Source organism: Polynucleobacter sp. 31A-FELB (assembly GCF_018882405.1).
Lineage (GTDB): Bacteria > Pseudomonadota > Gammaproteobacteria > Burkholderiales > Burkholderiaceae > Polynucleobacter.
Genome location: NZ_JACVOO010000002.1, coordinates 121,581 through 146,900, shown reverse-complemented (window position 1 = coordinate 146,900; position 25,320 = coordinate 121,581). Strand labels below are relative to the sequence as shown.

The 25,320-nt window shown below is 47.4% G+C and carries 26 protein-coding genes and 1 tRNA gene; 17 read left to right on the top strand and 10 right to left on the bottom strand.

Features of this window, described 5'->3' with window-relative positions:
* Positions 1–105: 105 nt before the first annotated feature.
* Together ssb and ICN30_RS02350 are read right to left on the bottom strand one after the other, a co-directional pair.
* Positions 106–561 (bottom strand): single-stranded DNA-binding protein, encoded by a 456-nt coding sequence (ssb, locus tag ICN30_RS02355; protein WP_215333974.1) that lies wholly within the window; start codon positions 559–561, stop codon positions 106–108.
* Between the two features lie 80 nt (positions 562–641).
* Entirely contained in the window at positions 642–1,826 is a 1,185-nt protein-coding gene (locus ICN30_RS02350) for an MFS transporter (RefSeq protein WP_216272951.1), read from the bottom strand.
* Between the two features lie 37 nt (positions 1,827–1,863).
* On the opposite strand from ICN30_RS02350, the gene uvrA reads away from it, so the two are divergent.
* Positions 1,864–4,752, top strand: coding sequence for an excinuclease ABC subunit UvrA (uvrA, locus tag ICN30_RS02345; RefSeq protein WP_216272949.1), 2,889 nt, complete (start codon positions 1,864–1,866; stop codon positions 4,750–4,752).
* 25 nt (positions 4,753–4,777) lie between these two features.
* Here the strand turns inward: uvrA and ICN30_RS02340 are convergent, their stop codons facing one another.
* A complete protein-coding gene (locus ICN30_RS02340; protein WP_216272946.1) occupies positions 4,778–6,760 on the bottom strand; it encodes a monovalent cation:proton antiporter family protein in 1,983 nt (660 codons plus the stop codon).
* Between the two features lie 11 nt (positions 6,761–6,771).
* Between ICN30_RS02340 and ICN30_RS02335 the strand changes: the two genes are divergently transcribed.
* From ICN30_RS02335 to rapZ, 9 genes are all read left to right on the top strand, one after another.
* Positions 6,772–7,764 (top strand): SIS domain-containing protein, encoded by a 993-nt coding sequence (locus tag ICN30_RS02335; RefSeq protein ID WP_216272945.1) that lies wholly within the window; start codon positions 6,772–6,774, stop codon positions 7,762–7,764.
* Between the two features lie 36 nt (positions 7,765–7,800).
* Positions 7,801–8,373, top strand: a complete 573-nt coding sequence (locus tag ICN30_RS02330) for an HAD family hydrolase (RefSeq protein WP_216272943.1) — start codon at positions 7,801–7,803, stop codon at positions 8,371–8,373.
* A gap of 11 nt (positions 8,374–8,384) precedes the next feature.
* A complete protein-coding gene (gene lptC, locus ICN30_RS02325; protein WP_216272941.1) occupies positions 8,385–9,029 on the top strand; it encodes an LPS export ABC transporter periplasmic protein LptC in 645 nt (214 codons plus the stop codon).
* Positions 9,026–9,583, top strand: a complete 558-nt coding sequence (lptA, locus tag ICN30_RS02320) for a lipopolysaccharide transport periplasmic protein LptA (protein WP_216272938.1) — start codon at positions 9,026–9,028, stop codon at positions 9,581–9,583. The genes lptC and lptA overlap by 4 nt, the downstream gene beginning before the upstream one ends.
* Positions 9,580–10,347: an LPS export ABC transporter ATP-binding protein gene (gene lptB / locus ICN30_RS02315; RefSeq protein WP_216229765.1), complete on the top strand. Its 768-nt coding sequence runs from the start codon at positions 9,580–9,582 to the stop codon at positions 10,345–10,347. The genes lptA and lptB overlap by 4 nt, the downstream gene beginning before the upstream one ends.
* Before the next feature lie 191 nt (positions 10,348–10,538).
* Positions 10,539–10,862: a ribosome hibernation-promoting factor, HPF/YfiA family gene (hpf, locus tag ICN30_RS02310; protein ID WP_216178586.1), complete on the top strand. Its 324-nt coding sequence runs from the start codon at positions 10,539–10,541 to the stop codon at positions 10,860–10,862.
* Positions 10,863–10,895: 33 nt separating this feature from the next.
* Positions 10,896–11,354 (top strand): PTS sugar transporter subunit IIA, encoded by a 459-nt coding sequence (locus tag ICN30_RS02305; protein WP_216272917.1) that lies wholly within the window; start codon positions 10,896–10,898, stop codon positions 11,352–11,354.
* Entirely contained in the window at positions 11,351–12,340 is a 990-nt protein-coding gene (gene hprK / locus ICN30_RS02300; RefSeq protein ID WP_216272915.1) for an HPr(Ser) kinase/phosphatase, read from the top strand. Before ICN30_RS02305 ends, hprK begins: the two co-directional genes overlap by 4 nt.
* A 1-nt stretch (position 12,341) precedes the next feature.
* Positions 12,342–13,232 (top strand): RNase adapter RapZ, encoded by an 891-nt coding sequence (rapZ, locus tag ICN30_RS02295; RefSeq protein ID WP_216272913.1) that lies wholly within the window; start codon positions 12,342–12,344, stop codon positions 13,230–13,232.
* Here rapZ and mutY read toward each other — a convergent pair.
* Entirely contained in the window at positions 13,177–14,337 is a 1,161-nt protein-coding gene (mutY, locus tag ICN30_RS02290; protein ID WP_216272910.1) for an A/G-specific adenine glycosylase, read from the bottom strand. The genes rapZ and mutY overlap by 56 nt on opposite strands.
* Positions 14,322–15,158 (bottom strand): bifunctional DNA-formamidopyrimidine glycosylase/DNA-(apurinic or apyrimidinic site) lyase, encoded by an 837-nt coding sequence (gene mutM / locus ICN30_RS02285; protein ID WP_216272908.1) that lies wholly within the window; start codon positions 15,156–15,158, stop codon positions 14,322–14,324. The genes mutY and mutM overlap by 16 nt, the downstream gene beginning before the upstream one ends.
* A 35-nt stretch (positions 15,159–15,193) precedes the next feature.
* Between mutM and ICN30_RS02280 the strand changes: the two genes are divergently transcribed.
* The 6 genes from ICN30_RS02280 (at position 15,194) to pth (ending at position 20,139) form a co-directional block, all read left to right on the top strand.
* On the top strand, positions 15,194–16,681 hold the full coding sequence (locus ICN30_RS02280; RefSeq protein WP_216272906.1) for a lipoprotein insertase outer membrane protein LolB: 1,488 nt from the start codon (positions 15,194–15,196) through the stop codon (positions 16,679–16,681).
* Positions 16,682–16,688: 7 nt separating this feature from the next.
* The gene (ispE, locus tag ICN30_RS02275; protein WP_216272904.1) at positions 16,689–17,564 is read left to right on the top strand and encodes a 4-(cytidine 5'-diphospho)-2-C-methyl-D-erythritol kinase; all 876 of its coding nucleotides are present in this window, start codon (positions 16,689–16,691) and stop codon (positions 17,562–17,564) included.
* Between the two features lie 5 nt (positions 17,565–17,569).
* Positions 17,570–17,646 (top strand) — tRNA-Gln (locus tag ICN30_RS02270).
* A gap of 74 nt (positions 17,647–17,720) precedes the next feature.
* Positions 17,721–18,677: a ribose-phosphate pyrophosphokinase gene (locus ICN30_RS02265; protein ID WP_216135680.1), complete on the top strand. Its 957-nt coding sequence runs from the start codon at positions 17,721–17,723 to the stop codon at positions 18,675–18,677.
* 136 nt (positions 18,678–18,813) lie between these two features.
* Positions 18,814–19,452, top strand: coding sequence for a 50S ribosomal protein L25/general stress protein Ctc (locus ICN30_RS02260; RefSeq protein ID WP_216229757.1), 639 nt, complete (start codon positions 18,814–18,816; stop codon positions 19,450–19,452).
* Positions 19,453–19,542: 90 nt separating this feature from the next.
* The gene (pth, locus tag ICN30_RS02255) at positions 19,543–20,139 is read left to right on the top strand and encodes an aminoacyl-tRNA hydrolase (RefSeq protein WP_216272902.1); all 597 of its coding nucleotides are present in this window, start codon (positions 19,543–19,545) and stop codon (positions 20,137–20,139) included.
* Between the two features lie 4 nt (positions 20,140–20,143).
* Here the strand turns inward: pth and ICN30_RS02250 are convergent, their stop codons facing one another.
* From ICN30_RS02250 to ICN30_RS02230, 5 genes are read right to left on the bottom strand one after another with little or no spacing between them, the layout of a single operon-like run.
* The gene (locus ICN30_RS02250) at positions 20,144–20,413 is read right to left on the bottom strand and encodes a YfhL family 4Fe-4S dicluster ferredoxin (RefSeq protein WP_216135287.1); all 270 of its coding nucleotides are present in this window, start codon (positions 20,411–20,413) and stop codon (positions 20,144–20,146) included.
* Positions 20,414–20,431: 18 nt separating this feature from the next.
* On the bottom strand, positions 20,432–20,929 hold the full coding sequence (gene coaD / locus ICN30_RS02245) for a pantetheine-phosphate adenylyltransferase (protein ID WP_216272900.1): 498 nt from the start codon (positions 20,927–20,929) through the stop codon (positions 20,432–20,434).
* 36 nt (positions 20,930–20,965) lie between these two features.
* Positions 20,966–21,616 carry a 16S rRNA (guanine(966)-N(2))-methyltransferase RsmD gene (gene rsmD / locus ICN30_RS02240; protein WP_216863375.1) on the bottom strand — a complete coding sequence of 217 codons (651 nt, stop codon included), beginning with the start codon at positions 21,614–21,616 and terminating at the stop codon, positions 20,966–20,968.
* Positions 21,588–22,934, bottom strand: coding sequence for a M16 family metallopeptidase (locus ICN30_RS02235; RefSeq protein ID WP_370626573.1), 1,347 nt, complete (start codon positions 22,932–22,934; stop codon positions 21,588–21,590). The genes rsmD and ICN30_RS02235 overlap by 29 nt, the downstream gene beginning before the upstream one ends.
* On the bottom strand, positions 22,921–24,306 hold the full coding sequence (locus ICN30_RS02230; protein WP_216272898.1) for a pitrilysin family protein: 1,386 nt from the start codon (positions 24,304–24,306) through the stop codon (positions 22,921–22,923). The genes ICN30_RS02235 and ICN30_RS02230 overlap by 14 nt, the downstream gene beginning before the upstream one ends.
* 62 nt (positions 24,307–24,368) lie before the next feature.
* On the opposite strand from ICN30_RS02230, the gene ftsY reads away from it, so the two are divergent.
* Complete coding sequence (gene ftsY, locus ICN30_RS02225) at positions 24,369–25,259, top strand: signal recognition particle-docking protein FtsY (RefSeq protein ID WP_216272895.1); 891 nt, start codon at positions 24,369–24,371, stop codon at positions 25,257–25,259.
* Positions 25,260–25,320: the final 61 nt, after the last annotated feature.

Genomic DNA, 25,320 nt, shown 5'->3' with positions numbered 1-25,320 from the left:
GGTAAATCAAGCATTTGCATGCGTCCGTATGAAAAAGAAAACCCCAGGAAGCCTGCGCTTGCTGGGGTTGATCGCTACGCAGTCAAATAACTGCTTACGTACCAATTAAAACGGAATATCGTCATCCATTGCACCAAGGGATGCAGCATTTGAAGATGCTGGAGCAGACTGCTCAGCCGGCTTTGAGCGGCTATAGCTTTCACCACCATCACCACTGCCACCTACTGGCTTACCACCAAGCATTTGCATTGTTTCTGCAACGATCTCAGTGGAATATTTTTCCTGGCCACTAGCATCAGTCCATTTACGAGTACGCAAACGACCTTCTACATAAACCTGCGAACCTTTTTTAAGATATTGACCAGCGATTTCTGCAAGCTTTCCAAAGAATGCAACGCGGTGCCATTCTGTGGTTTCTTTCATTTCGCCAGACTGCTTATCTTTGTAACGATCTGATGTCGCTACTGAAATGTTTGTTACGGCGTCGCCGCTTGGCATGTAACGTGTTTCTGGGTCACGCCCTACGTTACCTACGATGATGACCTTATTTACCGAAGCCATGTTGTCTCCCGAAGAAAAATACTGCTGTTATTACTACTAAAAATAAACTACTCGCTTAAATTAAACCAATGAAGCTACGGTTACGTACTTGCCGCTACATCCTTTGATTCTGAAGCCCTTGTTGGCATCGAACCCATCGACCAAGCAATTATAAGCCAGCATAAAAGTAGCCCCGCGCCCATTACAAAGACCGATAAATCACCATGGCTATCCATCAAGTAGCCCCCAATTACAGCGCCTGTAAAGAGGCCAATCGATTGAGTGGTGTTGTAAACACCCAATGCAGTACCTTTAGATTCTTTGGCAAAGCGGGATACCAATGATGGTTGTAAGGCTTCAAGTAAGTTAAAGCCCACAAAGTAAATCAATAAAGCAATCGCGATAGATGTAATCGAAGCAGTATTTGTAAACAACATCTCGGCAATCAAAAGCAAAACAATTGCTACTAATAGGATAGTTCTTAGCTGCTGCTTCTTTTCACCAAAAATTAAAATTGGTGCCATCAAGAAAAAAGATAGCAAAACAACTGGGAGATAAACCTGCCAATGAGATGCTAAAGGCAGGCCCGCTTGCACCAATAAACGCGGTACTACCAAGAACATCGCTACTTGAGTTGCATGCAATACAAATACACCTGCATTGAGACGCATCAACTCAGGACGCAAAAATACTTCTTTCAAACTTGCTTGTTGCAGCTTGGCCTCAGGCTTAGTGCTTGGCAGAACATAGTAGGTAACAAACATCGCCCCAATCCCCAACACTGCAAGAACTATAAAAATCCCACTCAAACTAATTAAGCGATAAATTGGCGCAGCAATCACAAGCGACAGCGCAAATGAAAGTGCAATGCTGCCACCCACTAAGGCCATGGCACGAGTGCGAACCTGCTCACGCGTTAAATCAGCGACCCAGGCAGAGATCGCAGCTGAAACCGCGCCAGCACCCATTACCCCGCGACCGATAGCAATCCAAAGAAGATCATCTTGAGCAGCGCAAATTAAGGCGCCCGCTACAAATAAAGAAAGTCCCCATAAAACGACTGGTTTTCGACCGATGCGGTCAGAAAGGCGGCCTAAGGGGATATAGAAGCAGGCCTGAACAATATTGAAGATTCCAAGGGTTAATCCAACCCAAAGGGCGTGCTCGCCACCCGGCAAGCCTCGCGCATGAATACTGAAAACCGGCAAAAGCAGGAATAGGCCCAGCATACGGAGGCCAAAGATGCCTGCTAAGGCCAGAGTGGAGCGAAGTTCAGAAGGATTCATGGGAAAGGGCTATATTAACAAGTTACGCTAAAAAATCATGAATAACGAAATTAAGATCCGCGGTGCGCGCACGCACAACCTCAAAAACATCAATCTAGATATCCCTAGAGAGAAATTGGTCGTTTTGACCGGTCTATCTGGTTCTGGCAAAAGCTCATTGGCTTTTGATACCTTGTATGCCGAAGGTCAACGTCGCTATGTAGAGTCACTATCTGCCTACGCACGTCAGTTTTTGCAATTAATGGAAAAGCCAGACGTCGATACGATTGAAGGCCTCTCCCCCGCAATTTCGATTGAGCAAAAAGCGACCAGCCACAACCCTCGCTCGACTGTAGGTACTGTTACAGAAATTCATGATTACCTGCGTTTATTGTTTGCGCGCGCTGGGACACCACATTGCCCAGAACATGATCTGCCACTAGAAGCGCAAAGCGTTTCTCAAATGGTGGATACCGTTTTGGCCATGCCTGAAGATACAAAACTGATGATCTTGGCTCCCGTGGTGAGCGAGCGCAAAGGTGAGTTCGTCGATTTATTCCAAGACCTACAAGCTCAGGGTTTTGTCCGCTTTCGTGTGCGCTCTGGTGGCGGCACAACCAATACCGCTAAAGCAGAGATCTTTGAGGTTGATCAATTACCCGCGCTCAAGAAAAACGACAAGCACTCTATTGAAGTGGTTGTAGATCGCATTAAAGTACGTCCAGACATTCAGCAACGTGTAGCAGAGTCTTTTGAGACCGCCCTGCGCCTTGCTGATGGCAAAGCCATGATCGTCAATATGGACACCGGCAAAGAGATGATTTTCTCCAGCAAATTTGCCTGCCCAATTTGTTCATATTCTTTACAAGAACTTGAGCCACGCCTTTTCTCATTTAATAATCCGATGGGCGCATGCCCATCCTGCGATGGCTTAGGTCATCAATCTTTCTTTGATCCAAAACGGATTGTTGCTCACCCCGATTTATCGCTAGCATCTGGCGCTATCAAGGGCTGGGATCGTCGCAATCAGTTTTACTTCAAGCTCTTGCAGACCCTTGCAAAGCATGGCGGCTTTGATGTCGAGAAGCCTTTTGAGACTCTGAATAAGAAACAACAAGATCTCATTTTGCTTGGCTCTGGCGATGTCACTATTCCATTTGAATACATTAACGAGCGTGGTAAGAACAGTATTCGTGAACATGCCTTTGAAGGCATTGTTGCCAACTTTGAGCGTCGCTATCGTGAGACTGATTCAGCAACAGTTCGTGAAGAATTATCACGCTATCAAAATGTACAAACCTGTCCCTCATGCAATGGCAGCCGTTTGCGCAAAGAGGCTCGCTTTGTCAAAGTGGGTGACGGCAAGCAATCACGCGCCATTTATGAAATCAGCGCACTGCCTTTAAAAGAAGCTAAAGAATATTTTGAGTCTTTAGAACTTAAAGGTGCTAAACGAGAAATCGCCGACAAGATTGTGAAAGAGATTGGTTCACGTCTACGCTTCCTCAACGACGTGGGCTTGGACTACCTATCCCTTGAACGCAGTGCCGATACCCTCTCCGGCGGTGAAGCACAGCGCATTCGTCTGGCCTCTCAGATTGGCTCCGGCCTGACTGGTGTCATGTATGTGTTAGATGAACCGTCAATTGGTTTGCATCAACGTGATAACGATAGACTCATCGGCACCCTGAAGCATTTGCGTGATTTGGGCAACAGCGTACTAGTAGTTGAGCATGATGAAGATATGATTCGCGCCTCTGACTATGTCATTGACATTGGTCCTGGCGCTGGCGTACATGGAGGCGAAGTCGTTGCTGAAGGCACTCCCGCAGAAGTAGAAGCCAATCTAAAATCCTTAACTGGCGCCTACTTATCTGGTCGTGAGTGGATCGCGGTTCCAGAAAAACGTATTCCAGTAAATGACAAGTTCTTAGAAATCATCGGCGCACGTGGCAACAACTTGCAATCCGTTCACGCCAAGATTCCAGTAGGCCTATTAACCTGTGTCACTGGCGTATCTGGCTCTGGCAAATCAACACTGATTAATGACACTCTGCACCACGCAGTTGCGCAGCATATCTACGGCTCGAATGCAGAGCCGGCAGCACATGACGCAATTAAAGGCTTGGAGAATTTTGACAAAGTCATCAGCGTCGACCAATCTCCAATTGGCAGAACACCTCGCTCTAACCCCGCTACTTACACTGGATTATTTACGCCAATTAGAGAGCTCTTTTGCGGTGTTCCCGCTGCGCGTGAGCGTGGCTATGAAGCTGGGCGTTTTTCTTTCAATGTCAAAGGTGGCCGTTGTGATGCCTGCGAAGGTGATGGCGTCATTAAAGTAGAAATGCATTTCTTACCTGATGTCTATGTGCCCTGCGACGTCTGTCACGGCAAACGTTATAACCGTGAGACATTAGATATTCGCTACAAAGGTAAGAATATTCATGAAGTACTCTCGATGACTATCGAGCAAGCTCATGAATTCTTTGAAGCAGTTCCGATCGTCAAACGCAAACTCAAAACTTTGCTTGACGTAGGCTTGGGCTACGTCAAGCTAGGTCAAAGCGCTACAACCTTATCTGGCGGTGAAGCGCAACGCGTCAAACTCTCGTTAGAGCTTTCTAAACGTGATACCGGTAGAACCCTCTACATCTTGGATGAGCCAACTACGGGCTTACATTTCCATGACATTCAATTGTTGCTGACCGTTCTTCAGACACTGAAGAAACAAGGCAACACGATCGTCATCATTGAGCACAACTTAGATGTGATAAAAACTGCCGATTGGATTATTGACTTGGGTCCTAAAGGTGGCGCTGGCGGCGGGCAAATTATTGCTACTGGCACACCAGAAGAAGTTGCTAAGAACGAAGCGAGCTTTACCGGACACTACTTAGCGCCACTACTGGTTCGTAAGCCAGCAGCCGTCAAAAAGAAAAAGTAACTCAAACTAAATCCGTTGAATTACATCATCCGAGCAATTTAGATTCGGCCAAATCGGTCGCTTCTGAATTGCCTGAGAGCACCAGGATGTCGTTAGCTTGCAAACGCAAGTCTGGGGTGAGCTCTAATTTGACATAGTCAGAGCCTCCCACTTTTCGTCTGACTGCTTGCACGCTCACACCTTCATTTTCAAGATGCAACCCTTCAAGAGTCTGTCCAATACTGGCAGACTCAGGCAGCAAAGTGACTGAATGCAAACGCCAAGACTCCTTGGAATCCACTTCATCTGCAACACCACGGAAGTATCCGCGCAGAAGGCTATAGCGAGCTTCACGTGCACTTGTGATCCGACGCACTACCTTACGCATGGGTACACCCATCATTAACAAGACGTGTGAGGCCATCATGAGGCTACCTTCAATTAACTCTGGCACCACCTCAGTTGCGCCAGCAGCTTGTAGCTTAGCTAAATCTGCATCGTCTTTTGTGCGCACCAATACCGTCATACCAGGACGAAGATGTTCGACCTGATGCAATACTTTTAATGTTGCAGGTGTATCCGCATAAGTAATCACCACTGCCTTTGCTCTCGATAAGCCGGCAGCCACTAAATAATTTTCTCGACTAGCATCACCATAGACCACGTTGTCACCAGCTGCGGCGGCCTCTTTCACGCGATCTGGGTCCATGTCTAAAGCAATATAGGGGATTTTTTCTTGATCGAGCATGCGAGCTAAGCTTTGACCTGAGCGACCAAACCCACAAATGACGACATGGTTTTCTGTACGGACACTTTTTGCGGCAACACGTGTCAGTGCCAGTGATTGCAATAACCACTCATTACTCGAGAAGCGCATTGCAATACGATCACTATATTGAATCAAAAATGGTGCGCCAAACATCGAGAGCAGCATCGCCGCCAATACTGCTTGACTCAAAGCGGGATCAATTAAATCCAAGCCATCAATTTGGTTTAAGAGAACGAAGCCGAATTCACCAGCCTGCGCCAAACACAAACCCGTCCGAATAGAGATGCCGGGGCTTGAACCAAACGCACGTGACAGCAAAGCAATCAAGCCAAACTTAAAGACTAGCGGTCCAATCAGCAAGAGAAGGACTAGCATCCACTGCTGATAGATCACCTCGAAATCGAGCAGCATGCCAACTGTAATAAAGAAGAGACCTAGAAGTACATCCCTAAATGGCTTGACGTCCTCTTCCACTTGATGACGATAAGGTGTCTCTGCAATCAACATGCCTGCCAAGAAAGCCCCGAGCGCTAGCGATAAGCCAAAGTGCTCAGTCAGACCTGCCATACCCAAAACAATGAGTAAGAGGTTCAGCATGAAAAGTTCTTGGGAGCGTAACTTAGCAACCAAACTGAACCAACGACTCATCAAGGTTTGGCCAATTACAAAAATGAGTACAAGGGCTACTGTGATCTTGATAGATGCTGCCGTGAGGGCCAAGAATAGGTCTCCGGGATTCTTGCCCAGCGAGGGCAACAAAATCAACAGGAATACCACTGCCAAATCTTGGAATAGCAAAATACCGATGATGTTGCGTCCATGCTCAGTTTCTATTTCAGAGCGATCGGAAATGAGTTTGGTGACGATGGCAGTTGAGGACATGGCCAAGGCACCCCCCAGAGCAATGGCAGCCTGCCAGGAAATGGGGTAAATCCAGTTCATCAACAAGCTGGCGGGGACCGCCAGGAGCATGGTCAAAATGACCTGACTGCCGCCGAGGCCAAATACGATGGTTCGCATAGCCCGCAGTTTGTGGAGGTTAAATTCCAGGCCAATCGAGAACATCAAGAAAACCACGCCAAATTCAGCCAAATACTTAACTGTGGCCGAATCATTGGCCAAACCAAGGGCATGCGGCCCAATAAGGACGCCGATGGCTAGATAGCCCAAAATGGGGGGTAGCCCAAAATAGCGGAAAATAACTACCCCGGCCACTCCGGAGGCCAGCAAGATGAGAGTTAACTGAAGGACTGACGGCATATACTCACCCCATGATAGCTAAGACTCGTGACCGAACCCTAAAGCTTGCGCGTGACACCCTCACCATTGAGGCTGCTGCACTACACACAATGCGTGATCGCCTTGAAGGCGCAAACGCGGATGCCCTCGTTTTGGCGGTGGATTTGCTGCACTCCTGCAAAGGCCGCATCGTTGTTTCTGGAATTGGTAAATCAGGTCATATTGCTCGCAAAATTGCAGCTACCTTTGCTTCTACTGGTTCTCCTGCCTTTTTTGTCCACCCTGCGGAAGCCAGTCATGGTGACCTTGGGATGGTGACTCGTGATGATGTCTTTGTTGCCCTCTCCAATTCTGGTGAGACTGATGAACTACTCACTATCGTGCCGATCGTTAAGCGCACGGGTGCAAAACTCATTGCCCTTACCGGTGCGCCAAATTCTTCTTTAGCAAAGTTGGCAGATGCTCATTTAGATACCAGCGTTGAAAAAGAAGCTTGCCCACTTAACCTAGCCCCAACTACCAGCACAACTGCAGCACTAGCCATGGGCGACGCTCTAGCTGTTGCCCTGTTAGATGCTCGCGGCTTTCAGGCTGAAGATTTTCAACGTTCGCATCCAGGCGGTCGCTTAGGTCGTAAACAGCTCATGCATGTCAGCGAAGTCATGCGAAGCTTTGATGAGACCCCGAAGATTTCAATCTCTGCCTCCTTGCAAGAAGCTTTGCTGGAGATGACTGCTAAACGCATGGGCATGGTAGTTACTTTAGACAAGGCAAATAAAGTTGCTGGCATTTTTACTGATGGTGACTTACGTCGCCTACTAGAGAAGAGCACCAATTTAGACGGCCTCACATTAGAAAAAGCGATTACCTCAGCGCCGCGCACAATTCCTCCAGAGCTATTGGCAGAAGAGGCTATTGAGATGATGGAAAAACATCGCATCAACCATTTGGTGGTAACCGATCCAAACGGTGCGCTACTTGGTGCATTGAACCTCCATGATCTATTTGCCGCCAAGGTTATTTAAGCCACTCATCTTTCAATAATTTATCTCCCCACTCACATGCCTAGCGCCTTTAACGTTCACAACACCAACCCTCTGAGTCAATATCCACAGGCTTGGGAGCGTGCTGGAGCAGTCAAGCTTCTCGTTTTGGATGTCGATGGCGTCTTGACTAATGGTCAAGTGTTTATTGGGGAAAATGGCAAAGAATCTCTGAAGGCTTTTGATATTCAAGATGGATTGGGAATCAAGCTCTTAGAAAAAATTGGTATTCCAACAGCCATTATTACTGGGCGCAGCTCCAAAATGGTTTTAGCCCGCTGCGATGAACTCGGTATCAAGCACGTGCACATGGGCGTTGAAAATAAAGCTGCAGCCTTAGAAAAGATTTTGCAATCACTGGGGCTGAAGTCAACTGACTGCGCTGTGATGGGTGATGATTGGCCTGATTTTCAAATGATGAAGTCTGCGGGCCTCAAGGTATGCCCAGCCCAAGGACATGAGGCCGTAAAAGAAACTGCTCACTTTGTCACGACGAGATCCGGCGGTAGTGGCGCGGTACGCGAAGTGTGCGACCTGATCCTGAAAGCACAAAACCGCTATGACGAATTACTCTCTCAGGCGCGTGCTTAAGGTATTTTGCAATGCAACTGAAAGCCCAACAAATCAAACTGAGTATCTGGCGCACCTTATTGCGCCTTATGCCTTTGCTATTGATGGGCACACTAACCCTCGTCACATTTTGGCTGGTTAAGAAAAATACTCCGGCAGAAAAGTCTGCTATCGAACGCGTCCGCTTACATGAGCCTGATTACATTATTAACAATGGCGCTCTATCCGCACTCAATGAGTCTGGCAACACTAAATATCGAGTGTTAGGCAAAAAGGTGACTCACTATGACGATGATGCTTCGATCGATATAGAAACGCCTCGGATGCGCTTGTTCCCACCTGAAAAATCACCTGTTACCGTTAAGGCAGATACGGGTCATTTAGATGGCGACTTAACGATTCTCGACTTGATTGATAACGCCGAAATTTTTCGCCCCCCTCAAGTAGCTACAGCAACTGAGCCAGCAAGGCCTCGTATGCTTGCACGCTCCTCATACTTCAAAGTACTCATTAATGATGACATTATTGAGACAGATAAACCTATTACGCTTGAGCAAGGCCTTTCTGTTATTCGCTCAACTGATGGTGGCGTCTTTAACAACATCGAACAAAGTATGGTTTTATCTGGACAAGTAAGGGGCCGTATCGAGCGCGTTCAACCTGGAGCGCAACCATGATCTCCTTACGCAAACTCGTTCTATCTTTTTCACTATTAACATCCTGTTTTATTGCCCCTGCTTATGCAGAAAAGGGAGATCAAGACAAACCGGTTGTTTTGGAGGCTGAGAAAGTTTCCGTGAATGACGTGCAGCAGGTCTATGAGCTTGATGGTCAGGTGCTATTAACCAAAGGTAGCATTTTGATTACTGGCGAGAAAGGCAATATCAAAGTTGATCCCGAGGGATATGAATACGTTGATGTTCAGGGCAACCCTGAATCTACTGCAAGCTTTAGACAGAGACGTGAAGGTCCCGCTAATGAGTTCATGCAGGGTCGCGGTCAAACGGTTACCTACAATGCAAAAACAGAACTCCTGACTTTAACTGGAGATGCCAGCTTAAAGCGTCTTCACAATATGCAAATGCTGGATCAACTGCGTGGCTGGAAAATTGACTACGACGATGTTCAACAACGCTACAAAGTCTCACCGCCCGCAAACGCCAAAGCTGAAGACCTCCCGCTGGCTAGAGCCATCCTTTCACCAAGAAGAAAAGCTACACTAGAGAAATGACCACGGACTCCAGCAACAATCAAAACTCGGCAACCTTAAGCGCGCAACATCTACAAAAGCGTTACGGATCTCGTACAGTGGTGCGCGACGTATCGGTAGAGGTGAAGTGTGGCGAAGTAGTTGGACTCCTAGGCCCAAATGGCGCCGGCAAAACAACCTCGTTCTACATGATTGTTGGACTTGTTCCTCTAGATGGTGGCAGCATCGTTCTAGATGGCACTGATATCACCCATCTCCCTATTCATGAACGGGCTCGGATGGGCTTGTCTTATCTCCCACAAGAGGCTTCTGTCTTCCGAAAGCTCAATGTGGCTGAAAATATTCAAGCTGTATTAGAGCTACAAGTACAAGGTGGTAAGCCATTAAGCAAGGCAGAGATTGCGCATCGCTTAGATGAGCTCTTGGGCGAACTCCAAATCAGCCATCTTCGCGATAACCCAGCCCTCTCACTCTCTGGTGGAGAACGTCGTCGCGTTGAGATTGCTAGGGCCCTAGCATCACAGCCTAAATTCATTTTGCTGGACGAGCCATTTGCCGGTGTTGACCCAATTGCAGTTGGTGAGATCCAGCGGATTGTGCGCTTCTTAAGAGACCGTCAAATTGGTGTTCTGATCACCGACCACAATGTTCGAGAAACTTTAGGTATTTGTGACCACGCCTACATCATCAGCGAAGGTAGCGTACTGGCTGCTGGTAAGCCAGACCAAATCATTGAGAACGATGCCGTCAGAAGAGTCTACCTAGGCGAAAACTTCCGCATGTAAATATTCGGAGTTTTTGAATATTTATTAAATAAAAATGATCTGCCCCCTTGGTTTTCAGCAAAATCGCTGATACGCTGGAGGCTCATGAAGTTCATTTCCATATAAACAAGTACAACATTACAGGGGCATGCTGCGCACCCCGGGTAATTATTTGCGCATGCATTTTGTTTTGCTATGAATAGGAGCTGCTGATGAATCTGAAAATTAATAGCCGTCATGTTGAAGTTACTCCAGCTATGCGTTCCCACCTCGAAGCCGGGTTAGCCAAAATTCGCAAACACTTTGACCACGTCCTAGATGCTTCCGCATTTTTGATTGTCGATAACGCCAAAGAAAAGAATCTTCGCCAAGCAGCCGAGATTACGATTCACCTCAAAGGCAAGGAACTCTTTGCCGAAGCGCATAACGCTGATCTCTACCACGCTATGGATGCGGTGGTTGATAAACTTGAACGCCAAGTAGTCAAGCACAAAGAAAAAATCCAAGATCATCACCATGAAAAGCATTTTGAGTGATGCTTGACGTCAGGACACCTATAATCAATTGACATGAATGCCCTGACCAATCTTTTCGCTTTAGACCGCATTGCCTTAAATAGCCCTTCTAAAAATCGGGCTGAGGCATTTGCGGCCGTAGGGCAGCTCTTTGCGAAGCAAGCGGGATTGGAGGCCGAGGCAATTGTTGGCTTCTTAAATGCTCGCGAGGACTTGGGCTCGACTGCATTAGGTGCTGGCGTAGCCATTCCTCATGGCCGCGTAAAGGGGCTTAAGCATCCGATTGCAGCCTTTGTCAAACTAAAAGAGCCAATTGAATTTGCCGCGCCCGATGGTGAGCCAGTCTCGATTTTGATTTTTTTGCTCGTCCCAGAAAAAGCAACCCAGCAACATCTAGAAATTCTGTCCTCGATTGCACAACTCCTTTCCGACCAAGACGCTCGTAAGTCACTTGCCTCGGAAGACAGTCCAGAGAAGGTGTGCCAGCTGTTACAAACTTGGGGCTCGGCTTGACAACCCAACCCCTACTCCTTGAGGGAGTTACTGCCCAACAGATCTTTGATGACAATGTCTCTGACTTAAAGCTCTCTTGGATTGGTGGCTTAGAAGGTGCAGACCGCACATTTCCATCGGAGGCAGTTAAAGCAGCTGCAGCTAGCTCTGATCTAGTGGGGCACTTAAATCTGATTCACCCTAGCCGTATCCAGATTTTTGGTGAACAAGAGGTTGACTATCATGCTGAACTTGAGCCAAAACAAAGACAAGAGCAGATCTCCAGCTTAATTTCTAAAACGCCACCTTGCGTCATTGTGGCCGATGGAAAAGCAGCTGATGCTGACCTACAACTCTTCTGCCAAAGATCCTCCACCCCACTCTTTACAACTGCTATTTCGGCTGCAGAGGTAATTGATCACCTTCGCACTTATCTCACCAAGATTGGCGCCCCTCAGATCACCATGCATGGTGTATTTATGGATATCCTGGGCTTGGGTGTCCTCATCATGGGTGAGTCTGGCCTAGGCAAAAGTGAATTAGGCCTAGAGTTGATTTCTCGTGGTCACGGTTTAGTGGCTGATGATGCTGTGGACTTTGCTCGTCTTGGCCCAGACTACATTGAGGGTCGCTGTCCCGTGATCTTGCGTAACCTCTTAGAGGTTCGTGGATTGGGCTTGCTAGATATTCGCACCATCTTTGGTGAAACAGCCGTACGCCGTAAATTGAAATTACGTTTGATAGTGCAGCTGGTTCGTCGTAATGATGGTGAATTTGAGCGCCTCCCATTAGAAGCGCAGCACATAGATGTATTGGGCATCCCAATCAGAACTGTCAAAATTCAGGTGGCTGCAGGACGCAACTTAGCGGTTCTCGTAGAAGCCGCAGTACGTAATACTATTTTGCAATTGCGCGGCATTGATACCCTAAAAGAATTCATGGAGCGCCAGCGTTTACAAATGAATGCCGAGGCTGAATCTTCCAAGTCTCAAGGTCGACTTATCTAATATGCAGATCAATCTGATTACCGGCATCTCCGGATCAGGTAAATCCGTTGCGTTGAGAGCTTTTGAGGATGCAGGCTATGACTGCGTAGATAACCTTCCAGTTACCCTCTTAGAAAACCTCATCACTACACTAGAAAATGAAAAGAGTGAGCGCGTTGCAGTGGCTATTGATGCCCGTCGTGGTCAGTCCATTGCAGAGCTACCCCAGATCCTAGAAAACCTACGGCGTAACCATCAAGTACGAGTTGTTTTCTTAAACGCTGATACCAATACGTTGATCCAGCGTTTCTCTGAAACCCGTCGGCGTCATCCACTCTCCGGAAAAACGCAACAGACTCAAGCAGCCACCTTGATCGAGGCAATTGATAAAGAGCGTAATCTCTTAGAGCCGCTGCGCACCCAAGCCCACAGTATTGATACCAGCAATCTGCCTGCCCATGCGCTGCGCTCCTGGATACAGGATCTTCTTAAAGATAAGCCTCAAGGACTTACAGTGATTTTTGAGTCTTTTGGATTTAAAAAAGGCTTACCGAGTGAAGCAGATCTTGTATTTGATGTGCGCTGTCTACCCAACCCGCACTACGACAAAGTATTGCGCCCCTTATCTGGCAAAGACCAGCCGGTTCGGGAGTTCTTGGAGAAAATTCCTGAAGTCGTCAGCATGGAAAATGACATTGTTCAATTTATTGAAAAATGGCTGCCCCACTACATTGCAGATGGTCGTAGTTATCTGACTGTTGCCATCGGCTGTACTGGTGGGCAACATCGCTCAGTCTATCTAGTGAGTCGCATCATTGCGCACTTTCTACCGCAAAAAGATTTAGCAGCACTCCAGATTAATTTCTTAAGCCGTCACCGCGAGCTAGACTCAATCCCTGCAACAGCAATTTGATTGGTTGGGGTAGGCCGTACTTTCCGAGCTGTCGCAAAGGAACCCACTTCAAATCATCGCCTGAGAATTTCATGGCATCACTTGAAGTCACATGCCAAATCTGCATCCATAAACGTCGATGCGTAAAGATATGCTTAATCTCCACTCCCCGCTCAATGGATTTAAAGCCCTTTGCAATGTTAGAGACCTTTTCATCTGGCAGCACCAGCTGAAATAATTCTTTCGCAGTTAAATCAACTGAATGGTTAGCTAAAGGTTTGGAGTTTTTTTCTTTAGGTCGCCAAGAGGACTCCGGTAAAGACCACATTCCACCCCAGATGGCCTTGTCTGGACGCCTTTGCAGCAAAACTGAATCTCCATGCCTAAGCAACAACATATCGCAATTAAATTCGGGCGATTTTGCTTTGATTGCTTTACGGGGCAATAGCAATACTTGATCACTGAGATTGGCTTGGCATTCTTTTTCAAACGGGCATTTCTTTTCGCTACTCAAACACACAGGCTTGCGAGAGGTGCACCAAGTTGCCCCAAAATCCATCAGAGCCTGGGTATAGACCGGCATATCTGTAGATTTTTTAGGGAGGATTGTTTTGGCGATCAACCACAATGCATCGTTTACTGATTTTTCTTGAATGGCGCCCTCTATGCCAAACAGTCTTGCCAAAATCCGCTTGACGTTCGCATCCAGAATTGGTGCTCGCTCATGAAATGCAAAAGCTGCAATGGCACCTGCAGTGGATCTACCAATACCCTTAAGTTGCTCGAGCAATACTGGGTCAGCAGGAAACCTTCCTTCAAACTCTTCCATAACCTGCTTGGCACAAGCATGGAGATTGCGAGCTCGCGTGTAGTAGCCGAGACCCGCCCATTCTGCCAAGACATCATCTAAGGGTGCAGCAGCCAACTTCTTCACCGTCGGAAAACGTTTCATGAAACGGGGATAGCGCTCAAGAACAGTAGCTACTTGAGTTTGTTGCAGCATGATTTCAGAAACCCATACTGCGTAGGGATCTCGAATACTTTGCCATGGCAAGCCTTGACGCCCATCCTTGCCATGCCAAGCGATGAGCTTAGTGGCGAAGTTCTTAATCAGCGCTTCTGACATTGGGGGCAAAAATAAGTAGATCGTTGACCTTGGACTATTTGCTTAATTGGCGTCTTGCATACCTTGCAAGGCTGATCCTTACGATCGTAGACTTTGGTTTGCACCATGAAGTGTCCTGGATCACCTTCGCTATTCACAAAGTCTTTTAAGGTACTGCCGCCAGCAGCAATGGCTTTTTTCAAAATTGATCTCACTGCAGCAGCGAGTCGAGAGCACTGCGGACGCGTTAATTTTCCAGCAGCCTTTGCCGGATGAATTCCTGCCTCAAATAAACTTTCTGAGCAATAGATATTGCCTACACCCACCACAGCTTGACCTGCCAATAGAAACTGCTTCACAGCAACGCTGCGCTTACGTGAACACTGATACAAGACATCTGCGCCAAGCTCACCCTCAAACTCAGATGAAAAAGGTTCGACCCCGAGTTTTTGTAATAACGCGTAGTTCTCAATCGGCCCCTTAGATTTTGGATGCCACAAGACGGCACCAAACTTTCGGGGATCATGCAAACGCAAACTCAGCTTGCCAAATTCAAAGGTCACTCGATCATGCGTCTTCAGTGGGTCGCTACCGGGCAATACTCGCAATGTTCCCGTCATTCCTAGGTGTAGCAATAGATATCCGGCATCAAACTCCATTAAGAGGTATTTGCCTCGGCGCTCAATTCCCAAGACTTTCTGACCTGAAAGCAGCGTATTTAAATTGCTCGGTACCGGCCAACGTAAGCGACCATCAATAATTTTGACCGCGCTTACCCTGCGACCCTCTAAATGGGGCGCAATACCCAATCGGGTAACTTCGACTTCTGGAAGTTCTGGCATAAATGGATTGTAGATTCGCGGATTAGAATGTGCTCATGACCAAATTTTCATTAAAGCCTTCTTTAAGGGCCTTATTGCTCGTAGCTGGACTTGGATTAAGTCTTTCCTCCAATCATGCCAGCGCCAAAACTAGCAGCCTGGATAACGGTCAAGCCGTATTCGAGGTCTTAGCCTCAGAAATCGCCCTGCAACGCGGTGAAGCTGGCCTGGCCTATAACACCTATCTAGAGCTTGCTCGACAGCTAGATGACCCTCGCTTGGCGCAAAGAGCTATGGAGATTGCTATTACAGCAGGCGCACCCAACCAAGCACTTCAAGCTGCACAAACTTGGGATAGCTTGGCGGGGCCAAAACAAACTAAGCCCAAAGAAGTGCTGGTCACCCTCTTGATTCTGAATCAACGCTGGTCCGATGCAGTCAAGCCTGCGATCTCCCTATTGAATCAGCAGACACCAGCCCAACGTGAAATTACTTTGTTACAGATTCAGGCGCTACTAGCCAAGGCTACTGATGAGTCAGAAGCCTTAAGGGCTTTTTATGAAATTGTTTCAGCAGTAAAACCAGAACCAAAAGATCCGGGGCTACTCTATACCTACGCCATGTCCGCTGAAAAGTCAGGACAAATCGAAGTTATGGAGAAAACGCTACGTGAAATCTTGCGTAAGAATCCAAATGACGTTAACAGTCTTAACGCACTTGGATATTCTCTGGCTGATCGTAATCAAAAATTGCCAGAAGCATTTAAGCTCATTAGCAAAGCACATCAACTCTCACCTAAAGATGGTTTTATTTTGGATAGTCTTGGTTGGGTGAACTTTCGTATGGGCAAAAATGCGTTAGCGCTTGAACAACTGCAACAGGCATTTAACATCAAGCCCGAGGCAGACATTGCTGCACATATTGGTGAGGTCTTGTGGGTCATGAACCGCCCAATCGAAGCGGAAGATATGTGGCGAAAAGGGCAGCAGTTAGATGCCAACAACCCCACCCTCAAAGAAACTTTGAAGCGCTTAAAGCCAGATTGGTCTGTTGCGGATACCGCCCTCAAAGGCTCATGGGACGGACGTTTTGCGGTAAAGGTTACAGGACTTACCGAGAGTAAAAATCAAGGTGGCTCAGGTGGATTTACTTTGACTCAAGATGCGCTGACTGATGTATTAGAAATTCGCAATCCTGTTGGCGGATCAATTGCCAAAATTACGATTAAGCCTGGTGAAGCAATTCTTGAGCGCGATGGTCAATTAACTACAGCCATTGATGCTGACACCCTGATTCAAAATGCATTGGGACTTCCACTACCAGCCCGCGGTTTATCTGACTGGTTGCGCGGAAAAACACGCCCTGGTAGCAATGCGAGTGTGGATCGAAATGCAAAAGGTCAAGTCAGCAAAATTACGCAAGATGGCTGGACCTTAAATTACAACTGGAATAATTCTCAGCAGTTAGAAAAACTCACGATGACTCGCAGCTCTAATATCGGGTCGATTGATATCCGCTTGGTATTTGATACTCCAAACGAGTGATATGTGAATGATGAGTAATGCGATAGAACTTCGTTGCCCCGCAAAGCTCAATCTTTTTCTACATATTGTTGGGCGCCGCAATGATGGCTACCATTTGTTGCAATCTGTTTTTCAGTTGATTGACTGGTGTGACGTCCTCACCTTGAAGCCCGTTCCAGAAAACGAAGTTCGCCGCATCGATCCCATTCCTGGGGTGCTCCCTAAGCAAGACTTAGTCGTTCGCGCAGCCCAACTCCTCAAAGAGCACTGCAAGATTGATCGGGGGGTTGAAATTAGCCTCGAGAAAAATATCCCAATGGGAGCGGGCCTGGGGGGTGGATCCTCTGATGCGGCATCCACCCTCATCGGTCTTAATGTACTTTGGGACCTGCATCTCGATATCGCCACCCTCTGCCAGCTCGGCCTAAAACTCGGTGCCGACGTGCCATTTTTCATCTTTGGCCAAAATGCCTTTGTTGAGGGGGTTGGAGAGAAATTACAGGCAATTTCCCTGGAAACCCAAGACTTTGTGGTGATCTTCCCAAACCAGGGGGTTGCCACTGCTCAGATTTTTCAAGACCCTCAATTGACCCGAGATCATGCTCCGATTACAATAGATCGCTTTCTTGCATCGCCAAGGTCATATCAGTCGAATGATTGTCAGGCAGTAGCGGTGCAGAAATGTCCTGAAGTGAAGCAAGCATTAGACTGGATTTACAAGGTAGCGCCAAACTCGGCGCCTTGCATGTCCGGCTCTGGAAGTAGCGTTTTTGCCGCCTTAGACCCTAAGACGGATACCGCAAATCTGGAAATTCTTCTGCAAAATCTTCCAAAAGGATGGATAGGTCGAATTGTTCGGGGGCTAAATAAAAATCCCGCTTACAATTTGATTTCTTCAGATTGACCTGTAGGGGAATCGCCAAGCTGGTTAAGGCACTGGATTTTGATTCCAGCATGCGAAGGTTCGAATCCTTCTTCCCCTGCCAACTACTGTAGATACGACCAAAAGACATCCATTCCGACCCCTACCAAAATTCCAAAATCACCTATGTCCGCCCCAATGAACGCTGATTTACTGACTCTTTTCACAGGTAATGCAAATCCGGTTTTGGCCCATGCGGTAGCCAAAGAGCTTAATCTCCCGATGGGAAAAGCATTTGTTGGTCGGTTCTCTGATGGTGAAATCCAGGTAGAAATTCAAGAAAACGTTCGCGGTAAGAACGTGGTTGTTATCCAATCCACTTGCGCTCCAACGAACGATAGTTTGATGGAACTCATGATCATGATTGATGCCCTAAAACGAGCATCAGCAAGCCGCATAACCGCAGTGATCCCTTACTTCGGTTACGCTAGACAAGACCGTCGCCCACGCTCAGCTCGGGTTGCCATCTCTGCCAGAATCGTTGCAAACATGCTCCAGTCCGTTGCTGGTGTTGAGCGTGTTTTAACCATGGATCTCCATGCCGACCAAATTCAAGGCTTCTTCGATATCCCAGTAGATAACATTTACGCCTCCCCAGTTCTATTGGCGGATTTAGAAGCCCAAAAAACCAAAAAAGATCTCATCATCGTTTCGCCGGATATCGGCGGCGTAGTTCGCGCCCGTGCGATGGCCAAGCAATTGGGCACAGATTTGGCGATTATTGATAAACGCCGCCCTAAGGCAAATGTGTCAGAAGTAATGCACCTTATCGGCGAAGTAGAAGGCCGCCATTGCGTGATCATGGATGACATCATTGATACCGGCGGAACGCTCTGTAAAGCCGCTGAGGCGCTAAAAGAGCGTGGCGCTAAGGGCGTTACCGCCTACTGTACTCATGCCGTCCTCTCCGGTGGCGCCGTGGCCCGTATTGCCGCCTCCGAATTAGATGAATTAGTCGTTACAGACACCATTCCATTGACTCCAGAGGCAATGAAAGTAGCAAAAATTCGTCAATTAAGCGTTGCCCCCATCCTTGCTGAGACCCTTTCCCGCATTAGTAAGGGTGATTCAGTGATGTCGATGTTTGCTGAATAAGCCAAAAACAGCGTTTCCACCCCTGTTTTTGGCAGTTTTGAGCCCTTTCTAGGCAAAAACCGTCATTCCCACGATATAATCAAAGGCTTTTCTGTTTGGTCGCGAACGGAAATTAACCTTAATTTAGGAATTCGATATGAAAGTAGTAGCCTTTGAAAGAAGCGTACAGGGAACGGGTGCGAGCCGCCGTCTGCGCAACTCCGGTAAAACTCCGGGCATCATCTACGGCGGTAAAGACGCCGCAACTGTAATTGAGTTGGATCACAACGCACTGTTCCATGCTCTCCGCAAGGAAGCATTCCACTCATCCATCCTTGATCTCGAAATCGGCGGCAAAGCACAAAAAGTGTTGTTGCGTGATTACCAGATGCACCCATTTAAGCCTTTGGTTCTGCACATCGACTTCCAGCGCGTTTCTGCGACTGAAAAAGTTCACATGCGCGTTCCATTGCACTTCATCAACGCTGAGACTTCAGCTGCAGTGAAATTGCAAGGCGCTGTAATCAGCCATATCTCAACTGAATTGGAAGTTTCTTGCTTGCCAGCAGACTTGCCAGAATTCATTGAAGTGGACTTGAACAAGATTGAAGTTGGTCATGGTATACATGCTAAAGACATCGCATTGCCAAAAGGCGTTACCTTGGTATTGCATGTTGAGCAAGAGAACCCAGTATTAGCTAACGCACGTATCCCAGCAGTGAAATCTGCCGATACTGAAGCTGCTCCCGCAGCTGCTGCGGCTCCTGCTGCTGAAGCCCCAAAGGACAAAGCTTAATTATTTAAGCCTTATCTTTGCGACAGAGGAAGCCCGCTTACAAGCGGGTTTTCTTTTTTGCGGAAATGCTTTTATCCTTAAGCACTCATCATGACTAAATTAATTGTTGGCCTCGGCAATCCTGGCGAAGAACATATTGAAGATCGGCACAATGCTGGCTTCTGGTTTGTTGACGCCCTTGCAAAACAATTGAGCACCCGCTTTGAAACTGAAAAACGTTTTCATGGGAAAGTAGCTAAGACTAAATGGGAAGGTGAAGATCTTTTCTTGCTTAAGCCTAGCACTTATATGAACCTCAGCGGTCAAGCTGTAGGGGCGCTGTGCCGCTTCCACAAAATTACGCCCAAGGATGTCCTGGTAGTACAGGATGAGCTTGATCTCAAGCCCGGTACAGCACGTATCAAGCTTGGCGGTGGGACTGGTGGGCACAACGGCTTAAAAGATATTCAAGCTCACCTAGGAACGCCTGAATACTGGCGCCTGCGCCTGGGTATTGGTCACCCGCGAGATCTCGCCGCAGAAGGTGCGCGCGCAATGGACGTTGCTGACTATGTATTGAGAAGACCCTTGCAGGCAGAGCAAAAACAGATTGATGCCAGCATTGAAGATGGCTTAAAAATTCTCGGATTATTTATGAAGGGTGACACTCAGTCAGCAATGCTGGAGTTGCATTCAAAAACGAATTAGCGCGCTACTTTGTAGCTAGGGCTTTTTTGGCGGCAGTTAAGGCTTGATACTTCGCCATGAGCTGCGTCTGATTTTCTGAGAACGCGGGGTTGAGTGGAATACAGTCAACTGGGCAAACCTGCTGACACTGTGGCGCATCGTAGTGCCCTACGCACTCAGTGCATTTATTAGGATCAATCTCATAGATCTCTAGACCCATGTAGATTGCATCATTCGGACATTCTGGCTCACACACATCACAGTTGATGCATTCGTCCGTAATCATTAAAGCCATCTTGTTTGCCTACCAGCCTTACTGTTTATTTTGATCGGCAGCTGCAATCTTGTTAACAAGCCATTTTTCTACCGATGGAAATACGAACTTACTGACATCTCCACCCATCGAAGCAATCTCACGCACAAAGGTGCCGGAGATAAACTGATATTGATCAGAAGGTGTCAGAAATAGCGTTTCAACATCAGGCAATAAATAGCGATTCATACCGGCCATCTGAAATTCATATTCGAAATCAGACGCTGCGCGTAAACCACGCACAATCACACGCGCATTATGTTCGCGGGCAAAGTCTTTTAATAAACCCGTGAAGCCAACAATCTTTACATTGGAATAATGACCAAGGACTTCTTTGGCAATTGCAATACGCTCTTCCAAATTAAAGAATGGGCGCTTGCTACGACTATCAGCCACACCAACAATCAGTTCGCCAAAAATGCTTGAGGCACGACGCACCAAATCCTCGTGACCACGAGTAAAGGGATCAAATGTTCCAGGGTATACAGCTACAGTCATAAGGCTCCTAAGGCTTTTTCAGCTACAGGCAAGAGTTTAGCCCCTCTTAGAGCGAAATAGACAGGCTTTTGCCTGCCCAGCCTCTAAGTACTTTCCACAATGCCAATCAGGTACTAAAGCCTCAATTTCCTCACGGGAGCGACTGGCTGGAAACTCCGCGTAAATTCCTCCGCCAGCGCTGTCATCGCAAACGCGAGCAGCCTCTATCAGCGCTTGATTAAATAAGCCCTCTTCCTGAAAGGGTGGATCTATAAAAATCAGATTGCTTGAACGATCGGCTTGTTGCTTTAAAAACTCCAAACTATCTCGGTGCAAAATTTCGACCGCTCCGGGAGTAGGGGATGACTGAAGCAAAGCAAAGTTTGCCAAAAGCTTTGCATGAGCCTTTTTATCTTTTTCGAGTAGGGTCACTGAATGCGCATGTCGTGATGCTGCCTCAAAACCTAAGGCACCTGTACCAGCAAACAAATCCAAACACTTCAAGCCCACTAGGTCCTGCCCAAGCCAATTAAATAAGGTTTCACGAACACGATCTGTGGTGGGACGTAGGCCAGATAGATCCAGCACACTTAGCAAACGACTGCGCCACACTCCACCAATAATGCGTATTTTCTGAGGGGGCTCGGAATGCTTGCCTGGCGTAGCAGGCTTAACTGGCTTATTTATTTTTAGCTCCCAAGACCACAATCTTCATTCGATCCATGGCTAAGTATTTTTGGAACGCCGCCTTTACTTGTTCGAGGCTAACCGCTTCCACTTGCTTGGTCCACACCTCCATCGTATCGAGCGGCAAATTATTCCAAGCAATTGAGGAAACGTTATCCAGCAACTTACGGTTGTTATCAATTCTTAATGGGTAGCCATTAATCAAATTTGCTTTAGCGGCATCGAGCTCAGATTGTGTCGGTCCATCAGCAATAAATTGCGCAATAGAAGAACTCATTACCTCTAGCGCCAGAGCTGCCTGATCATTCTTCGTTTGGAGTCCCGCCTGAAATATCCCCGCATCCTTACCAGGGGCAAAGTAACTGAACACGCTATAAGCGAGACCGCGCTTTTCGCGGACCTCTGACATGAGACGGGACACAAAGCCACCACCACCCAAGACATAGTTCCCCACTAGCAATGGAAAATAATCAGGGTTGCTACGGGTTACCGCAGTCATTCCCATGGCGATATGCGCTTGCTGCGAATCAAATGGAATGGTGACTTCACGTTGACTTAATGGCTCTACTGGTGAGCGCTCAAACTCTGGCAACTTGGCAATAGCAGGACCAGACTGAGGCACTCTTTGTAATAAACCCTGAACAATTTCAGCAGCCTCTGCTTTACTCACATCACCCACGATGCTGACAATCATGCGATCACCGCGGTAGAACTGTTTATGAAACTGCTGCAAATCAGTTGCGCTGATATTGGCAATAGTTTGCACTGTTGGTGAATTAGCTAATGGATAGTTTCCATAAACTGATTTTCTAAAACGACGATCAAGGACTGACTCTGGCTTCGTCTCCGCTTCAAGCAATGCAGTAGTCATTCTTTGCTTCTCACGCGCCAGGATCTTGGCATCATAAGTAGGCGCACTCAACATAGCTGACGCCAATTGCACAGCGCGATCACGCAAATCTTTACGACTCAAAGTTCGGATACGCATCACGGCACGCTCACCGCTCACAGAAACACCCAGGTTTGCACCCAAGTCGGCAATCTCATCAGCGATCTGTGCCTCAGTCAGTAAACCCTTTTCAGACTTGGCCCCATAGTTCATTAACTGCCCAACCACAGTGGCTAAGCCGCTCTTTACCGCTGGATCATAGCGATCGCCAGCATCAATGCTGATTTCGATATCTACCATCGGTAGAGCTTTGGTTTGAACGAGGTAGGCTTGCGCGCCCTTGACGGGCTCTAATTTTTCAATCGGCAATATTGCATAAGTTGAAGTGATAGCCCCAGCCATCAATACCATCGCAAGAGTAGTTTGTTTAATGAATTTATTTAGCAGCACGATTGTCTCCTTGCTTACTCTCACCAGACTGACGTGCTTGCGGCTCCAGGACTGCAATAGTAAGTCCCTCATCGACCAAATATTTTTTTGCAACGGCTTGAACTTGTGTAGGAGTAATTGCTTGCATCTTCTCCAGCATCACATCTATATCTCGCCATGAGAATCCAGCCATCTCCGTGCTGCCAATTTCCATTGCCTGACCAAAGATCGAATCGCGCTTATAAATCTGATCAGACAAAATGCGCACCTTGATGCGCTTGAGCTCCGACTCCAGAATTCCCTTATCCACAATTTCTTTTAAAGCCTTCCGAATGCTGCTCTCAGCCTGCTCCACTGTTTTGCCTTTGGCCATGCTGGCGCTAATCAAAAAGAGTTCTGGCCCCCTGGAGATCATGTCGTAACCGACGCCCACATCATTCACTACGCGTTCTTGCTTTACCAGCGTGCGATTCAAACGGGCGTTGTCGTAGCCGTCAAGTACTGCAGCTAAAAGCTCTAAAGCATAAGGCTCGTCATCGCCTAACTTACCGACTTGTAACTTAGGAACCTTCCATGCCATCGCAAGCTGTGCGCTATCTGCTGGCGCCTTCACTTGCACCCGCTTAATACCTTTTTGTGGCGGCTCAATCTGTGGTTTACGTTCAGGCAAGGCACTTGCAGAAGCAACCCCATAATATTTTTCTACTGCCTGCAATATGGCTTTGGGATCAACGTCACCTGCAATAACGACTGTAGCGTTATTGGGCTTGTACCAACTGTGATACCAATCACGTGCATCAGCAGCCTTCATATTGACCAGGTCATTCATCCATCCCACTACCGGATGACGATAAGGTGAACTCATATAAGCAGTAGCCATGAGCGATTCATTCAGCAAACTACTTGGGTTGTCTTCGGTACGTAGGCGGCGCTCTTCCATCACCACCTGAATTTCTTTCAAAAATTCCGTATCATCAAAGTTGAGGTTAGACATGCGATCAGCCTCTAACTTCATCACCTCATCTAACTTAGACTTTTCTACCTGCTGAAAATAGGCCGTGTAATCACGGGAGGTGAAAGCATTTTCTCGACCGCCTACTGCTGCAACTAAGCGAGAGAACTCTCCTGACTTCACCTTGTCGGTACCCTTAAACATCATGTGCTCGAGCACATGAGCTACACCAGTCTTACCATTGACCTCATCCATAGAGCCAGCGCGGTACCAAACCATGTGCGCAACTGTCGGCGCTCGATGATCCTCACGCACAATCAGCTTAAGACCGTTAGAAAGTTGAAACTCGTGAGTATTTGCTTGAACTGCGTCTGTGGCCGCCCAGGAACTGGAGCAGCAGAGCATCAAAGAGAAAGAAAAACGCAATAAAGTGGAGCGCATCTGTAAGATCACCTATCCCATGTATTTAATTGATAAGATGCAAGGATTAAATTGTATCGATTATGTTCGGCCTACGTAAAACCCTCGGATCCCTATTTAAATCCAATCAGACTGATGAAGCCTGGTTTGATGCCCTAGAAGAATCTCTCATACTGAGTGATGTAGGTCTACCCACGACTGAACAATTGATTAGCAAACTGCGTAAAGCCGCTAAATCAGAAAAAGCCAGTAGCCCAGAAGATCTAAAGCAACTACTCATCCATGAGGTAGCAAGTCTCTTAAAGACTCTGGAGCCAAGCCCCAATCCCTTGTACGTTCATGAGCAAAAGACCACGCCAGAGGTGTGGCTAGTGATTGGCGTTAATGGTGCCGGCAAGACCACCACCATTGGCAAACTCTGCAAACTCTTTCAGTCGCAAGGTAAATCCGTTTTACTGGCGGCTGGTGACACTTTCCGGGCAGCGGCACGCAACCAGCTTCTCGAATGGGGTGGTCGAAATCAAGTCGACGTCATCATGCAGGAGAGCGGTGATGCAGCGGCTGTGGCACACGATGCTATTCATGCGGGGATTTCTCGCAAGAGCGATATTTTGATTATTGATACAGCTGGCAGGCTCGCCACTCAAGACCATTTGATGGAGGAGCTGAAGAAGGTTAAAAGAGTTATCGGCAAGGCCCTTCCTGGGGCACCTCACCAGACTTTGCTCGTTCTTGATGGCAATACTGGTCAAAACGGTTTAAGCCAAGTAAAGGCTTTTCATGCTGCTTTAGGGCTTTCCGCCTTAATCGTGACTAAATTGGATGGCACCGCTAAGGGCGGGGTCATCTGCGCACTCGCCCACACCCTTAGTGATGGGCCGAAACCTGCGGTTTTAGCCTTAGGCAAAGGCGAGGGAATTGATGATTTAGCCCCCTTTACAGCCGCCCAATATTCTTCTGAATTATTCAATTAAATCATAGACTTATAGAAGTAAAAAACCATTAGCACTCTCTTGACAAGAGTGCTAAAATAGA